Source organism: Nocardia sp. CA-290969, assembly GCF_050936135.1.
Taxonomy (GTDB): domain Bacteria; phylum Actinomycetota; class Actinomycetes; order Mycobacteriales; family Mycobacteriaceae; genus Nocardia.
The window spans coordinates 6,611,955-6,628,349 of sequence record NZ_JBNJNJ010000001.1 but is presented as its reverse complement, the minus strand read 5'-3'; the positions used below and the strand labels follow the sequence as shown (position 1 = coordinate 6,628,349).

Here is a 16,395-nt window from a genome sequence, read left to right as displayed (position 1 = left end):
GAGACGAAGGTCACACAATTGTTTTGCGGTAGCGACGGTACTGCTGAGGGTGCCCTATCTTGTGGCCCGTAGTGACCCAGTTCACGTCCTGGAACCACCCTGGTTAACCGTGCGCGAGTACATCTCCGCGACTTATTCGGGGGCGCTGGCAGGTTTGGGGCGTGGAAACCGACTCGGGGTTTCTTTTGGCACCGCGGGCGCTCCGGCAACGGTGTTAACCCTTCGCGAATGCGCTGGTCCGTGGCAAATCCGGGGAGTTAACGACGGTTCGGGCGTCTCCGTCGGCGAACCCTCCGGGGATTGTGTGTAAGCCTGGTTACGGATATGGCCCTGACCAGTAAAAACCAAATGTACTTGCAAATGAAAGCACCACTGCAAGTCTGCGAGTGACTGCTGGAAGTTAGCTGGATAGGGTCGTCGGAGGGGGTTTCTGGTTGTTTGCTGGATTCGGGGTTATACCTGTGACCTGTTCGGCAGAGGGTTGCGTAGGCATAACGATTGTGTAGAGTCGACGGTAACGCTGGCCGCAGCTAGAGCGGCGACTCGCTGCGGCCAGCGGAATTCAATCGGGGGATTCTCACAGGTCATCGAATTCACGTTGCTGTCACCTCACTGGATGATGCCGACCGTGGTGTGCTCGCCGTTGTCTACCGTGTTCCAGGTGCGGTATCCGTAGAGACCTCTAGGGTGGCCGTGGCGTCCTCGGCCTTCGCCCGGCGTCCGGCGGCGAAGATGTAGGTGAGAAACAGTGCTTCGGCAAGCAGGCCGCAGCCGATCCGGGCCGGGGTGGGCAACGCGCTGGGCGTGACGAAACCTTCGAGCAAGCCCGCTACCAGCAGTGTCGGGACCAGTCCCAGGGCGATCGCAGCGGTGCTGCGACCCTGCTGGGCCACCGCCGCGGCGCGACTGCGCGGGCCCGGGTCGATAAGTGTCCAGCCCAGTTTGAGCCCGGCGCCGCCGGCAATGAAAATCGCTGTCAGCTCCAGCATTCCGTGGGGAAGCAGGAAGCCGAAAAGCGAATCGAGCCGGCCCGCATCGGCCATGAGGCCCGCTGTTACGCCGATATTCAGGGCATTCATGAACAACAGGTAGAGCACCGGGAGGATCAGCACGCCGAGGAACAGTGCCAGCGCCGAGACCCAGGCATTGTTGGTCCAGACCAATGCGGCGAAAGCATCGTTCGGATGCTCGGTGTAATAGGTCTCGAAGGCACCGCCCGGGGCGGTGAGTGCCCGGGTGTCCTCTTGCAGCCCAAGGGTTCTGCGCGCCGAAGGGTCCGCGGAGATCCAGGTCGTGAAACCCGCGACGACGGCGAGGAAGACCACGGCCACACCGAGCCACCACCCGAACGCGTCATAGACCGCCGCGGGGAACCGGTGGGTGAAGAACCGGCGGATCTCGGTCCAGGTGTCGGGCGAACTGCCGACGATCCGGCCCCGGGCCCGGGCCAGCAGGGCGCTCAAACCGGCCACGAGCTCCGGTTCCGGACTGTGCGTCTGCAATCGCGCCAGCTGCTGAGACGTCCGTCTGTACAGCAGCACCAGTTCATCGGCCTCGGCGCCGGTCAGCTTGCGCCGGCCGGCCAGGGAATCCAGCCGGGCCCAGGCCTGGCGATGCCGAGCGCTGTACGCGTCCACATCCATCGGCTCACCTCCCACTCCGCCCGTCCCGCCGCCGGCTCCGGCGAGGGTGCGGATTCGACCGCCGCCCTTGTCCAACTGCACCGGGGCGGTGTACCCCCGCGTCCGGCGACACCGGGTACGCACCCGGCCGCCATGGAAGAATGCTATGCGATATGGCTGAATTCACGACGGGGGAAGCGGTGGCGCTCGAGCTGCCGGTCGCCCGGATCCCGACCCGCGCCGCGGCGTTCGTGCTCGACCTGATCATTCAGGTTGTGCTCGGGATCTTCCTGCTCACCCTGGTGATGACGGTGCTCCGTGGTGACGACAGCAGTCCGTGGTTCGCCACCCTGTCCCTGGCCTCGCTGGTGGCCGTGCTGGTCGGCTATCCGGTGCTCTGGGAAACCGTCCTGCGCGGGGCGACACCGGGCAAGCTGGCGCTCGGCTTGCGAGTGGTGCGGGCCGATGGCGGCCCCATCGATTTCCGTCATGCCCTCACCCGTGGGCTGGCGGGCGCGATCGTGGATTTCTGGATCCTGGGTCTCTTCGGCCTGATCGCGGTGGCTACCTCGATGTGCTCGCCCCATGGGCGCCGGGTCGGCGACGTGCTGGCCGGAACGGTGGTCGTGCACATCCAGCAGCGGCTGTCTCTGCCGGCGCTGGCGATACCGCCGGCCTGGCTCACCGGCTGGTCCGCCGAACTCGAGCTGACCGGGCTCCCTGAGGAACTCGCCCTCGCGGTGCGTCAGTACCTGACCCGGATCAATTCGCTCACCCCGGCCGCACAGCACGAGATCGGGCAGGCGCTGGTCGCGGCGGTGTGCACCCGGCTGCGGGTCACGGCCCCGGCCGGTTATCCGCCGGTACAGATCCTCGGCAGTGTGATCGCCGAACGCCAGCGCCGTTCGCTACCCGCCCGCCCCGCTCCGCCCATGCTTTTCCCGTCGCCGGCGGTGCCGCAACCGCGCTGAGAATCCGGTCCGGCCGATACCGCACAGGCCCACCCCGCGCCGGAGGCCGGCACATGGCATGGACCAGGGCGCTGGTCGTCGCCCGGCCACTCGCGCGGTGCCGCCGCCGCGGCCGTTCACAGGGCGCCGGATTTCTTGAGCTCGAGGTACTCGTCGGCCAGAGCGCCCGGAAGGTCCGGCGCGGGAGCGGCGATCACGGCGACTCCCCGCCGGCGCAGCGACTCCTGTAGCACTGCCTGTTCGGCGATCCGGGATTCGGCGGCCGCCGCCCGGTACAGCGCGGGCAGACCGGCGCGGTCGGCGGCCGCGGCGGCGATTTCCGGGTCGGTGACCGAGACGATCAGTACCCGATGGCGTTCGGTCAGCGCCGGCAGCACCGGCAGCAGGTTCTCGGTCACCGCCGCGCTGTCGAGGCTGGTGAACCAGACGATGAGGCTGCGCCGCCGGGCCCGCCGGATCGCGGCCCGGACCAGCCCCTCGGCGTCGGTGTCCACCAGCGCCGGGGTGACTCCGGCCAAGGCATGCATCAGCTTCGGCGGCATACCGCGCCCGGCACCGGCGCGGACCTCGGCGCGTTCCGTGCGGTCATAGGCGAGCAGACCGACCAGATCGCCGCCCGCCGCCGCCAGGCTGCCCAGCAGCAGGGCCGCCTCGATGGCGATCTCGAGCCGGGTACCGGCGCCGACGCGGGCCGCGCTGATGCGGCCGGTATCCAGCAGCATCAGCAGTTGCCGGTTGCGTTCGGGGCGCCAGGTGCGGACGAGGACATCGGTGGCCCGGGCGGTGGCCCGCCAATCGATCGTGCGGACATCGTCGCCGGGCACGTACTCGCGGAACGAATCGAATTCGGTGCCCTGGCCGCGCAGATCCGCGAGGTTACGTCCTTCCAGATGATGCAGCCGCTTGACCTTGCCCGCCAGCAGTCGTTCGCTGTGGAAGGGCGGCAGTGCCCGGATCCGGGCGGGTACCGCCCGGCGGAACTGATGACCGGCCAGGCCGAGCGGGCCGAACAGGCGCACGGTCACCGGTCCGGCGGCGCGGTCGCCGCGGCGCGCGGGTGTCAGGGTGGTGCGCAACCGGACGCGGCGGCCCGGTGCGAGGTCGAGCCGGTGCTCCCGGCCGGTTGCCCCGGCGCTGTCCGGCCAGTCGTCCCAGAGCCGGCCGTGCACGGTACGGGAGCCCGTATTGACGACGGCGAGTTCGATATCGGTTGTGGCACCGAGCCGCAGGACCGTCAGCTCTGCACGTTCCAGGGCCAGATCCGCGCTGTTGGCGGCCAGTGCCCGATCGAATGCGGCCAGTGCGCAGAGCACGGCGCCGGCCAGTAGTACCCCGAGCCAGGACGGCCAGATGGTCATGACGAAAACCGCCGCCGCGACGGCGACCGCGACCAGCCGGCCGGTAATCACCACGGCCTACACCGGAACCGGGACGGACTGCAGCAGACCGGCCAGTACCTGTTCGCCGGTGATACCGTCGATCTCGGCTTCCGGGCGTAGCTGCAGCCGGTGCCGCAGCACCGCCACCGCAACGGTTTTCACATCGTCGGGCGTCACGAAGGTGCGCCCGTTCAACCAGGCCAGTGCCCGGGCGGCGGCCATCAGCGAGGTGGCGCCGCGGGTGGAGGCGCCGTGCGCGACGGCGGGTGCGGTGCGGGTGGCGCGGCAGAGGTCGACGATGTAGGCGAGTACCTCCGGCCGGATGGTGATCCCCGAAATCGCGGATCGGGCGGCGGCGATATGTGCGGGCCCGGCGACCGGGCGCAACCCGGCAGCGGCCAGGTCGCGCGGATCGAACCCCTCGGCGTGCCGCTGCAGGATGCGGAATTCGTCATCGCGTTCGGGCAGGTGGATATCGACCTTGAACAGGAATCGGTCCAGCTGGGCTTCGGGCAGCGGGTAGGTGCCCTCCTGCTCGATCGGGTTCTGGGTGGCGACCACCACGAAGGGGTCGGGCAGGGGGCGTGGCCGCCCGTCGACCGAAACCTGCCGCTCCTCCATCGACTCCAGCAGCGCGGACTGGGTTTTGGGTGGGGTGCGATTGATCTCGTCGGCCAGCAGCAGATTGGTGAAGACGGGGCCGTCCCGGAAAGTGAACTCGGCCGAATGCGGATCGTAGATCTGCGAACCGGTGACATCGCCGGGCATCAGGTCGGGGGTGAACTGCACCCGGCTGTGTTCCAGATCGAGCGCGGTGGCCAGCGCCCGGACCAGCAGCGTCTTCGCCACCCCGGGGACTCCCTCCAGCAGGACATGGCCGCGGCACAACAGAGCCAGCACGAGATACATGACCGCGTTGTCGTTGCCCACCACCGCCTTGCCGATCTCGGTGCGCAGGGCCGCGAAGGCGGCCGCGGCCTCCGCGGCCGTGGGCACCACCGCATCGCCGGAGCCGGCCTTACTGATGTCAATGCTGGTCATCCGACCTCCGCTTCGATCCATTCGAGTTGCGCGGCAACGAGTTCCAGGCTCGGTGCGTCCGGTACCGGACCGTAGAGGGCCGAGCCGACGGTGACGGGGTCGGCGCCGATTCGGGCGGCGACCGCGGCCACCAGGGCATCCGGTGAAGTGCCCGCGTCGACACCGAGTGCCCGCCGCAGGCGGCGCAGGGAGGCGGCTCGCAAGACGCCCGCGATATGCGCGTAGTCGCGGGAACGACGGTAGAGACCGGCCTGACCGGCGAGTAGTTCCCCGGCGGCCACCTCCACCGGACGGGGTTCGCCGACCACCGTGCCGCGGCGGCGCGCCCGCCACCAGACGAGCAGTATCCCGGCGATCAGGAATTGCAGACCGCCGAAGGCCAGCCAGTCGGGGGTCCGGGAGAAGAAGGAGTCCTTACCGGTCGGGCGGGGGAGGTCGGGGTCGTAATCGCCCTCCGGCTGATCGATCGGCGGCGGATCCATCGGCGGGGCGTCCGGTGGCCGTGGAGCGGTGGGACCGCTGCAACCCTGCACGATCGCGTAGAGCACCAGCAGGACGACCGCCAGCGCGGCCAGGCTCGCCCAGAACCGTGGATCGCGCAGCAACGCGGGCATACCGGGAGCAATTCCGCGGGTTCGGGACCTGCGCCGGGCGGTATCGGCATCCCTCGGTTCGGCCGCCGGTGGTGGGGCCGCGGCGGAGAACCGGTCGGCTCGGGCCAGCCGGTGGTATTCGTCGGCCGCGGCCGGGCGGCCGCCGTAGACGACCTCGTCGAAAGCGCCGGCCGCCGGGGGCAATTCACCGGAAAGCGCGGGCGGCAGTGCCGCGGCGGCCTCATGGGATGTCTCGCGGGCGGTGCGGGAACGGCGTACCTCGAGCACGCCGTGCTGTTCCAGACCGCGCAGCACCGCGCGGAACCGTTCCCGCAGCGCGGTGTCGTAATCCCCGTGCGCGGCGGCGTGTTCGGCGGCGGCGCGATGTGTGCCGGCTGTGCCCAGCCGGGGTTCACCGGGTACAGATCGTTGTGGTTCGGTCACCGGCCCACCCCGTCGGCGGCCGGGATCCGGATATCCATTCCTTCGCGGCGGCAGCGCAGGTCGAGATAACCGACTACCCGGGCACTGGACTCCATGAGTTCCGCGAACGCCACCAGCAACAGTGCGGTCGCGGTGAACAAGATCAGAAAGGGCCAGCGGTGGGTGCCGGAGATATCGCTGACGAACCACGCGAGCCCGCCCAGCGGAGCGAACAACAGGACGAACACCAGGCGCTGGCAGATCCACAGCCCGGTGCGCTGCATCCGCAGGCTGCCGGTGAGCAATCCGGCCCGGGCGAGGGCGTTGCGGGCGGTGGCCCGTTCGGCGAACAGTACGGGCACGGCCACCAGATGCCGGGCGCGCAGCCAGGCAAGGCCCAGGAGACAGAGGGGATAGGTGATCAGGAACCAGATCAGCCCGGCGACGAATCCGAGGGGGAACAACAGAACGCTGGGAGCGAGCGCCGCGAGACCGATCCCGGTGAACGACAGTTGCGTCAGCAACAGCGGTCCCAGCCGGTCGCCGGTACGCCGCAGGGCCTCCCGCAGACCGACCGGGTCTCCGGTGGCGCGGGCCAGACCGGTGGTCACCGACACCGCGCGCAGGACGACCCGGAGGACCCAGGCCGCGATCAGGGTGGCGCATACGGTAGCGCGGGCGGTCCCCTCGTCGGACCCGCCGGTCAGGTAGGAGACGAGCCCGATGGATGCCGCCACCGCGGCCTCCCCGGCCGGCAGGAGCAGCCCGGCGCATGCGGCCGTCGTCCGGATATCGGCCTGCAACAACGCGAACGGCGCATCGAGCAGTTCCCGGAAACTCAACGGGCGGACCGGCACCGTCGCTTCCCGGGCTCGGTGTTCCGGATCTGTTCCCGCCCCGACGGAGCCGGCCGTATCGGCGGCAGGCTGCACGCGGCCGAGTCTAGCCGCTGGGCCGGACGTGGGCCGGGGACGATTCGGCACCGGATTCGGTGGCCGTGCGGTAGCGGTCGGCTGCGCTCTGCACTACCCCTCGCCGGTATGGCACACCGCCCCGTCCGACGAACGCAAACCTTTCGACCGCGGCGCCGATCGCGGGTACCTGGGCCACCGGAACCCGCCGTGGATCGCGACGAACTGGTGAGCGCCGAAATATCGACTGCTCGCCGACGGAAAGGTGCCCGGCCACCGCGTCGGGCGCGAGGACCCGGGTCCAGTACTGCATATCGGCGCGACCGGCACGCCGACCGCTTCGACCCGGCCGGTTTGTCTACTTCGGGTAGCTTCCCTGCGGCGCCCCGACGAGCGGCGAGGATGAGGCCGGGCAACGGGCAGGCCGGGCCCATACCCGCCTGCCGTGTGGTCGATCGCCCTCGGCCGGTCGATCAGGCTGCATCCGGGGCGGTGCTCGACGCCGGCACCGGCCCGGGCGGATCGGTTCAGGTGCCGGGTGGCAGTTCCCGAGGGCTCGGTGGTTCCGGCAGGGTGCGTGCTGTGCGGCCGGACAGCGAGGTTTCTGCCGCGGGTTCCAGATGGGTGGTGGCCGAGACGATCGCGTCGGAGTCGAGGACCAGTTCGGCGTCCACCACCGAGTGGCCGGGCGATGCGGTATCGCCGGGCCCCGGCCGGGACTGCTCGGCCGGGCCGTCGAGGGTGACCTTGCGGGTACGCCGCAGCGTGAAGGTGATCTCCTCGGCCTCCGTGAAGACGTGCCGGGCGGTGCGCAGCGGGCGGCCCGCGGCATCGAGGGCATTGTCGACCGCCGAACTGACGAAGCCCGGAACCAGCGGGCGGATCATCCGGGCGGCGGTGCCGGTGAACGGAACGGCACCGATGAGAGGTAGCACCAGGTCGTCCGGCCGGGCTGCGGGCTGCGGGCCGGTAGGTGCCGGTAGGGCCCGGCGGTCCACTCGTTCGAGCTCGGTGCCGGTGGAAGGGGTGTGATCTGCGGAGTCCGCATTGCGTTCGGTGACCCCGATCTCCAGCCCGCCGATCGCGGCGATCACCCGGGTGCGCTGCTGTTCCCGGGCGATCGCGGTATCGGCCTCGGCCGCCAGCCGGGCCTCGGCCAGCTGTTGATCGACCCGGACCGCCGCGGTTTCGGCCCGGAGCCGCGCCTGCTGCTCGGCGACGGCCGCGTCGGCGGCGAGTTCGGCCCGGTCGCGTACGGCCTCGGCGGCGCGGCGGCGTTCCTGGGCGGTTTCACCGCGCCACCAGCGCAGGATGAGGGCCAGCAGGGCCAGCAGGATGAAGAACAGCCAGGTGAGCAGCCGGATCGTCAGGGCACCGAAATCCCCGGAAGTGTGATCGTTCGCCGCGGACCAGCGGGCGCCCAGCCCCCGGTCTGCCTCGGCCACGGCGGCGGTACGGGCGCTCTGCAGTGCTGCCCGAGCGTCGGCGACCTGCTGGTCCAACGGCGCCACCTGGTTCTGTGCCGCCGCCAAGGCATTACGCGCGTCGTCGAGCATCTCGTTGGCCGTCTGGGTTTCCGGACCGCGTCCCGGCACCCCGGTGATCTTGGTCTGCGGGCATTCCGGGGTGGGATTGAACTCGCAGCGGGCCACCACGAGTGCGGTGTCGATATCGGCCTCGGCCGCGGCGACGGTCCGATCGAGGGCTGCACGCCGGTCGATCGCGCGGTCGAGTTCTTCCTGTGCCGGACGTACCGCCGGCCCGGCGAGGGCGGCCGCGGCCGCGCGGTCGTCGAGGATCTGATCGATGGTGCCGGCGAACAGCACCGTGGTCGCGAGTTCGGCCACCAGGATCCCGGCGACCACCGCGACCCCGAGCCGCAGCGCCACGGCCGGAGTGTTCGTCTGGCCCGCCGGACGGTCGGGCCGAGCGGTGGATTCGGCCCCGGCCAGCGCCCGTCCGAGCAGGCCGGTGAAGAGTCCGGCGATCACGGCCGCCGGCGCGACCGCGAGCGGGGACCACGCACCGAGCCGCAGCGCGACCCCGGTAATTCCCGCGGTGACCACGGCGAACAGCGCCACACCCACACCGGTGAGGATGTAGCCGGTGCGTTCGTATCCGTCGGCGGTCTCGGTGGGCTGTCCGCCGCCGAGCCAGATGAACATGCCGGTGACGCTCATGGGATCCATAACCTCTGCAGCTGTCATCGATTCGTGCCCTCAGCGTGACAGGCGGCACGCCCGCGCATCGAGCCCTGGCGAGCGGGTGTGGTCATCTTCACAGCAGCCGGTGATCGGGTCGTCCGAGACCGTTCTCACGCGGCCGGGAACCGGGTCGTGGACTGGGTGAATTCAGCACTGCCGCAATCTAAACCGGCCTCCACCGGCCGTCACGAGTGTGGTGTGCACCACTGAAAAGCCCGTTTGCTGATCGTGTGCTGAAGGGCGGTGGACGGAAAACAGTCCGGACGGTCGGATCATGTTCTGCGCTTGTCACGCCGCTGTCACGAACATCTCATCGGGCCGTGCAACAGTTAGCCGCAGGTGGGTTGGTTTGCCGATGGCCGCCGCCGGGAATTCATCTTCGATGCAGGTGAGCGTGGGTTCGGCGGATGTGGAACGACATCGGGAAACGGGCCGGACCCCCTGGATCGCCGCTGTTCGGAGGGGCGATCCGGAATCGATTCCCGCCCGAATGCTGCTTTACACTAGAAAACGCGCATATGTGGAGGAACGAATGAAGAAGCCCAGCTAGGCGGGATTATTAGGGCAACCTTGGTTGGTTGGGTTCCGGACCTGGCTTATCGTTTGCTCTTACGCCGCACATACCGATGTCCGGCCGAAGGCACGTTCGGGCAACCTATCGGCGCAGGCCAGCCTAGCGGGCGAAACCCGCCTCCGGGTTCCGAGTGCGTAAGCGCTTCGTTACCAGCGGGCACCGGCGCACAGCCACCGGTGACACAACTTCAGACGTGACTGCACGCCGAACACCATCAGCGCGGCTGGTGTCGGCCAACGTACGAACGCAGTCCTAGCAGGGAGCGTTCGACAGTACCGGCGTTCGACAGGGCGTTCTCTCCAGGCCGCACCACGTCGAGGTCGACTTTCTCGAAGGCAGAGGCATGACGCAACTACCTGGCCACAGGTCCCCCGGACCCATCGGGCTCTATGACCCGGCGAACGAACACGACGCATGTGGTGTCGCGTTCGTCGGTGATATGCACGGCCGCCGCAGCCGTGACATCGTCGACAAGGCCATTACGGCCCTGTTGAATCTGGAGCACCGCGGTGCTGCGGGCGCCGAGCCGAACTCCGGCGACGGCGCGGGCATCCTGATCCAGGTTCCCGACCGCTTCTTCCGCGCGGTGGTCGATTTCGACCTGCCCCCGGAGGGTTCCTACGCCACCGGTATCGCCTTCCTCCCACAGGCCCGGCGCGAGGCCGCGCGGGCCTCCTACGGCGTCGAGAAGATCGTCAAGGAAGAGGGCCTGGCGGTACTGGGCTGGCGCGAGGTCCCGATCGACGAATCGTCGCTCGGTGCGCTCTCGCGCGATGCCATGCCGCTGTTCCGGCAACTCTTCATCGGCTCGCCCGCCGGCGCGGAGGAGCAGCTCTCCGGTATGGATCTGGAGCGGCGCGCCTACGTCATCCGCAAGCGGGTGGAACACGAACTGGGCAAGGCCGGCGCGGGCGAGGGCGCGGTCGGTAAAGAATCGGTGTACTTCCCGAGCCTGTCCGGGCAGACCTTCGTCTACAAGGGCATGTTCACCACGCCGCAGCTGCGTGCCTTCTACCTGGACCTGCAGGACGACCGGGTGGAAAGCGCCCTGGGCATCGTGCACTCCCGGTTCTCCACCAATACCTTCCCGTCGTGGCCGCTGGCCCATCCGTTCCGGCGGGTCGCGCACAACGGTGAGATCAACACCGTGGCAGGCAACGAGAACTGGATGCGGGCCCGTGAGGCGCTGCTGCGTTCCGATGTCTTCGGCAAGGATTCCGCCGGCAAGAACCGGCTGGAGAAGATCTTCCCGGTCTGTACCCCGGGCGCCAGCGATACCGCGCGCTTCGACGAGGTCCTGGAACTGCTGCACCTGGGCGGCCGCAGCCTGCCGCACGCGGTGCTGATGATGATTCCCGAGGCCTGGGAACGCAACGAGAACATGGACCCGCAGCAGCGGGCGTTCTACGAGTACCACTCGATGCTGATGGAGCCGTGGGACGGCCCCGCCTCGGTGTGCTTCACCGACGGCACCGTGATCGGCGCCGTACTGGACCGCAACGGGCTGCGCCCGAGCCGGATCTGGGTCACCGAGGACGGCCTGGTGGTCATGGCCTCCGAGGTCGGCGTGCTGGATATCGACCAGTCCAAGGTCGTGCGCAAGATCCGGTTGCAGCCGGGCCGCATGTTCCTGGTGGACACCGCGCAGGGTCGTATCGTCGGTGACGAGGAGATCAAGGCCCAGCTGGCCGCCGAGCACCCGTACCGGGAATGGCTCGACGCCGGGATCAAGCACCTCTCCGATCTGCCCGACCGCCCGCATGTGCACATGTCGCACGATCGCGTGCTCATCCGGCAGCAGATCTTCGGGTACACCACCGAGGAACTGAACCTGCTCATCTCACCGATGGCGAAAACCGGCGCCGAGGCGCTGGGGTCGATGGGTACCGATACCCCGATCGCCGTGCTCTCGGCCCGGCCGCGGCTGCTGTTCGACTACTTCTCCCAGCAGTTCGCCCAGGTCACGAACCCGCCGCTGGACGCCATCCGCGAAGAGGTCGTGACCAGCCTGCGCCGCCATATCGGCCCGGAGGCCGATCTGCTGCATCCGAGCCCGGAATCCTGCCGGCAGATCGCCATCCAGCAGCCGATCATCGACAACGACGAACTGGCGAAGCTGGTCCATATCAACGACGACGGCAGCCATTCCGGCCTGCGCTCGGTCGTCGTGCGCGGCCTGTACGAGGTCGCGGCCGGTGGCGAGGGTCTGCGCCGCGCGCTGGACGCGATCAACACTCAGGTCTCGGCCGCGATCGACGGTGGTGCCCGCATCATCGTGCTGTCGGACCGCGAGTCGAACGAGAAGCTGGCGCCGATCCCGTCGCTGCTGCTCACCTCGTCGGTGCACCACCACCTGGTCCGGGAACGCACCCGCACCATGGTCGGGCTGGTCGTGGAGGCCGGTGACGCCCGCGAGGTGCACCACATGGCCACCCTGGTCGGCTTCGGCGCCGCCGCAATCAACCCCTACATGGCCTTCGAGTCGATCGAGGACATGCTCGAACGGGGCGCACTGGCCGTGCCCGGCAGCACCGGTGACCTGGCCGCGGATTACCGCAAGGCCGTCGCCAACTACAACAAGGCCGCGAGCAAGGGCGTGCTGAAGGTGATGTCCAAGATGGGCATTTCCACCGTCGCGTCCTACAACGGCGCGCAACTGTTCCAGGTGATCGGCCTGTCGCAGGATCTGGTGGACGAATACTTCACCGGCCTGCGCTCGCATCTGGGCGGTATCGGCCTGGACGAGATCGCCACCGATGTCGCGACCCGGCACAAGGTCGCGTTCCTGGAGAACCGCAACGAGCGCGCGCACCGCGAGCTCGAGGTGGGCGGCGAGTACCAGTGGCGGCGTGAGGGTGAATACCACCTGTTCAACCCGGACACGGTCTTCAAACTTCAGCATTCCACCCGCAGCGGGCAGTACTCGATCTTCAAGGAGTACACCAAGCTGGTCGACGACCAGTCCGAGCGGCTGGCCTCGCTGCGTGGCCTGATCAAGTTCAAGAAGGGTGCGCGTTCGCCGATCTCGATCGACGAGGTGGAGCCCGCGTCCGAGATCGTCAAACGTTTCTCGACCGGTGCCATGAGCTACGGCTCGATCTCGGCCGAGGCGCACGAAACCCTGGCTATCGCGATGAACCGGCTGGGTGGTCGCTCCAACTCCGGTGAGGGCGGCGAATCGCCGGCCCGGTTCGAACCGGAGGAGAACGGTGACTGGCGGCGCAGCGCGATCAAGCAGGTCGCCTCGGGCCGGTTCGGTGTCACCGCGCACTACCTGACCAACTGCACCGATATCCAGATCAAGATGGCCCAGGGCGCCAAGCCGGGCGAGGGCGGCCAGCTGCCCGCGCACAAGGTGTACCCGTGGGTCGCCGAGGTCCGGCATTCGACGCCGGGCGTGGGTCTGATCTCGCCGCCGCCGCATCACGACATCTACTCGATCGAGGATCTGGCGCAGCTCATCCACGACCTGAAGAACGCGAACCCGCAGGCGCGGATTCACGTGAAACTCGTCGCCGAGCCCGGTGTCGGTACCGTCGCGGCCGGTGTGTCCAAGGCGCACGCCGATGTGGTGCTGATCTCCGGCCACGACGGCGGCACCGGTGCCTCGCCGCTCACCTCGCTCAAGCACGCGGGTGGGCCGTGGGAGCTCGGCTTGGCCGAAACCCAGCAGACGCTGTTGCTCAACGGTCTGCGGGACCGGATCGTGGTGCAGGTCGACGGCCAGATGAAGACCGGCCGCGACGTGATGGTCGCCGCGCTGCTCGGTGCCGAGGAGTACGGTTTCGCGACCGCGCCGCTGGTGGTCTCTGGCTGCATCATGATGCGGGTCTGCCATCTCGACACCTGCCCGGTGGGTGTGGCCACCCAGAACCCGGTGCTGCGCGAACGCTTCACCGGTAAGCCGGAATTCGTCGAGAACTTCTTCATGTTCATCGCCGAAGAGGTCCGGGAACTGCTGGCGGAACTCGGTTTCCGCACGCTGGACGAGGCCGTCGGCCGGGTCGATCTGCTCGACACCACCAAGGCCAAGCAGCACTGGAAGGCCAGCAAACTGGACCTGTCGCCGATCCTCGACGATGTCGAGACGGCCTTCATGTTCCAGGACCGCCGCCGCACCAAGGAGCAGGATCACGGCCTGGACAAGGCGCTGGACAACGAGCTGATCGCGCAGAGCCGCGACGCGCTCGAGTTCGGTAAGCCGGTCAAGATCGACACCAAGATCACGAACGTGAACCGGACGGTCGGCACCATGCTCGGCCACGAGGTCACCAAGCTCTACGGTGGCGCCGGCCTGCCCGACGACACCATCGACATCACGCTCACCGGTTCGGCCGGTAACAGCTTCGGTGCCTTCGTGCCGGCGGGTATCACCCTGCGGGTCCAGGGTGACGCGAACGACTATGTCGGCAAGGGTCTTTCCGGCGGCCACCTGGTGGTACGCCCGGCGCCCAACGCCCCGGCCGAATTCCGCGCCGAAGAGAACATCATCGCGGGCAACGTGATCCTGTTCGGCGCGACCAGCGGCCAGGCGTTCATCAACGGTGTCGTGGGCGAACGGTTCGCCGTACGCAACTCGGGCGCCACCGCGGTGGTCGAGGGCGTGGGCGATCACGCCTGCGAGTACATGACCGGTGGCCGCGTGGTGATCCTCGGCGAGACCGGGCGCAACTTCGGCGCCGGTATGTCCGGCGGTATCGCGTTCGTCTACGACCCGGACAACACGTTCAGCGGCCGGGTCAACCCGGAACAGGCGGACGCCATCGAGGCGCTGTCCGGTGACGATTTCACCTGGCTGCGCGACATCATCGGCCGGCACCGGGACCAGACCGGTTCCGCGGTGGCCGAACGGATCCTGGGCGACTGGTCGCAGCAGGTGAATCACTTTGTGAAAGTCATGCCGCGCGAGTACAAGAAGGTGCTGCTCGCCATCTCCGAGGCCGAGAAGAGCGGTAAAGATGTCGATGAGGCGATCATGGAGGCCGCTCGTGGCTGATAAGAGCATTCCACAGGTAGCGTCGACGAGGCGCTGTGACTATTCGGGGGCCGCTCGTGGGTGACACCCAAGGATTTCTGAAGCACACGTCCCGGGAGTTACCCGAACGCCGTCCGGTGCCGCTGCGGCTGATGGACTGGAAAGAGGTCTACCAGGAGGGTTTTCCGCACGAAACCCTGCAACGGCAGGCCAGCCGCTGTATGGATTGCGGTATCCCGTTCTGCCACAACGGCTGTCCGCTGGGAAACCTGATTCCCGAGTGGAACGATCTGGTCTACCAGGACCGCTGGCGCGAGGGTATCGACCGGCTGCACGCCACCAACAACTTCCCGGAATTCACCGGGCGGCTGTGCCCGGCGCCGTGCGAGGCGTCCTGTGTCCTGGGGATCAACCAGGATCCGGTGACCATCAAGCAGGTCGAGGTCGAACTCATCGAGAACGCCTTCGACGAGGGCTGGGTCGCGCCGGTGTATCCGACCCGCCTCACCGGTAAGAAGATCGCCGTGGTCGGTTCCGGGCCCGCGGGCCTGGCCGCCGCCCAGCAGCTCACCCGTGCCGGGCACACCGTGACCGTGTTCGAGCGCGCCGACCGGATCGGCGGCCTGCTGCGGTACGGCATCCCGGAATTCAAGATGGAGAAGCGTTTCATCGACCGCCGGCTGGCGCAGATGGAAGCCGAAGGCACCATCTTCAAAACCGGCGTGAACGTCGGTGTCGATATCACCGCCGACGAACTGCGCGAGCGGTTCGACGCGGTGGTCCTCGCCGGCGGTGCCACCCAGGCCCGCGACCTGCCCATCCCGGGCCGGGAGCTGGACGGTATCCACCAGGCGATGGAGTTCCTGCCCTGGGCCAACCGGGTCCAGCACGGTGATCCGGTGACCGACGAGAACGGTCTGCCGCCGATCCACGCGCACGGTAAGAAGGTCGTCATCATCGGTGGCGGTGACACCGGCGCCGACTGCCTGGGCACCTCGCACCGGCAGGGCGCGGCCAGCGTGCACCAGTTCGAAATCATGCCGCGGCCGCCGGCCGAACGCGCCGGTTCCACCCCGTGGCCTACCTACCCGCTCATGTACCGGGTCTCCTCGGCGCACGAAGAGGGTGGCGAGCGGGTGTTCTCGGTGAACACCGAGCGTTTCGTCGGTAAGGACGGCAAGGTCACCGGGCTCGAGGCGCACGAGGTCAAAATGGCCAACGGCCGGTTCGAGAAGGTCGACGGCACCGATTTCACGCTCGAGGCCGATCTGGTCCTGCTGGCCATGGGTTTCGTCGGCCCCGACAAGCCCGGTCTGCTCACCGATCTCGGTGTGGGCTACGACCAGCGCGGAAACGTCCAGCGGGACAAGAACTGGGCCACCAATATCCCCGGCGTTTTCGTCGCCGGCGATATGGGCCGCGGTCAGTCGCTGATCGTATGGGCCATCGCCGAGGGTCGCGCGGCGGCTTCCGCGGTGGACAAGTATCTGGAAGGCGAAACCGCCCTCCCGGCGCCCATTCCGCCGACGGCGGTCGCCCAGCGTTGAGCCGGTAGGCGCTGAACCACCGACAGCGCGGTACCTCCGATGGGAGGTACCGCGCTGTCGCGTTTTCCGCCGATCTCCGGCCACGGTCCCGCATTTTGTGATCTCGGGGGTATCCGGCTGGCGGCTGTTGTGGCGTGGCTCTATTGTTATCCACG

The 16,395-nt window shown here is 68.4% G+C and carries 9 protein-coding genes; 3 read left to right on the top strand and 6 right to left on the bottom strand.

Features of this window, described 5'->3' with window-relative positions; translation table 11 throughout:
• Nucleotides 1–647 precede the first annotated feature (647 nt).
• Nucleotides 648–1,643: a stage II sporulation protein M gene (locus ACQEVO_RS30120; protein WP_432919805.1), complete on the bottom strand. Its 996-nt coding sequence runs from the start codon at nucleotides 1,641–1,643 to the stop codon at nucleotides 648–650.
• 152 nt (nucleotides 1,644–1,795) lie between these two features.
• On the opposite strand from ACQEVO_RS30120, the gene ACQEVO_RS30115 reads away from it, so the two are divergent.
• Complete coding sequence (locus tag ACQEVO_RS30115; RefSeq protein ID WP_432919804.1) at nucleotides 1,796–2,593, top strand: RDD family protein; 798 nt, start codon at nucleotides 1,796–1,798, stop codon at nucleotides 2,591–2,593.
• Nucleotides 2,594–2,709: 116 nt separating this feature from the next.
• Here the strand turns inward: ACQEVO_RS30115 and ACQEVO_RS30110 are convergent, their stop codons facing one another.
• The 5 genes from ACQEVO_RS30110 to ACQEVO_RS30090 form a co-directional block, all read right to left on the bottom strand.
• Complete coding sequence (locus tag ACQEVO_RS30110) at nucleotides 2,710–4,005, bottom strand: DUF58 domain-containing protein (RefSeq protein WP_432919803.1); 1,296 nt, start codon at nucleotides 4,003–4,005, stop codon at nucleotides 2,710–2,712.
• 3 nt (nucleotides 4,006–4,008) lie between these two features.
• Nucleotides 4,009–5,013, bottom strand: coding sequence for an AAA family ATPase (locus ACQEVO_RS30105; protein ID WP_432919802.1), 1,005 nt, complete (start codon nucleotides 5,011–5,013; stop codon nucleotides 4,009–4,011).
• Nucleotides 5,010–6,050, bottom strand: a complete 1,041-nt coding sequence (locus ACQEVO_RS30100; RefSeq protein ID WP_432919801.1) for a DUF4129 domain-containing protein — start codon at nucleotides 6,048–6,050, stop codon at nucleotides 5,010–5,012. The genes ACQEVO_RS30105 and ACQEVO_RS30100 overlap by 4 nt, the downstream gene beginning before the upstream one ends.
• Nucleotides 6,047–6,961 carry a hypothetical protein gene (locus tag ACQEVO_RS30095; protein WP_432919800.1) on the bottom strand — a complete coding sequence of 305 codons (915 nt, stop codon included), beginning with the start codon at nucleotides 6,959–6,961 and terminating at the stop codon, nucleotides 6,047–6,049. The genes ACQEVO_RS30100 and ACQEVO_RS30095 overlap by 4 nt, the downstream gene beginning before the upstream one ends.
• A 506-nt stretch (nucleotides 6,962–7,467) precedes the next feature.
• Complete coding sequence (locus tag ACQEVO_RS30090) at nucleotides 7,468–9,120, bottom strand: DUF4407 domain-containing protein (protein WP_432919799.1); 1,653 nt, start codon at nucleotides 9,118–9,120, stop codon at nucleotides 7,468–7,470.
• A 941-nt stretch (nucleotides 9,121–10,061) separates the two neighbouring features.
• Here ACQEVO_RS30090 and gltB point away from each other — a divergent pair.
• Together gltB and ACQEVO_RS30080 are read left to right on the top strand one after the other, a co-directional pair.
• A complete protein-coding gene (gene gltB, locus ACQEVO_RS30085; RefSeq protein WP_432919798.1) occupies nucleotides 10,062–14,714 on the top strand; it encodes a glutamate synthase large subunit in 4,653 nt (1,550 codons plus the stop codon).
• 56 nt (nucleotides 14,715–14,770) lie between these two features.
• On the top strand, nucleotides 14,771–16,240 hold the full coding sequence (locus ACQEVO_RS30080) for a glutamate synthase subunit beta (protein WP_432923173.1): 1,470 nt from the start codon (nucleotides 14,771–14,773) through the stop codon (nucleotides 16,238–16,240).
• Nucleotides 16,241–16,395: the final 155 nt, after the last annotated feature.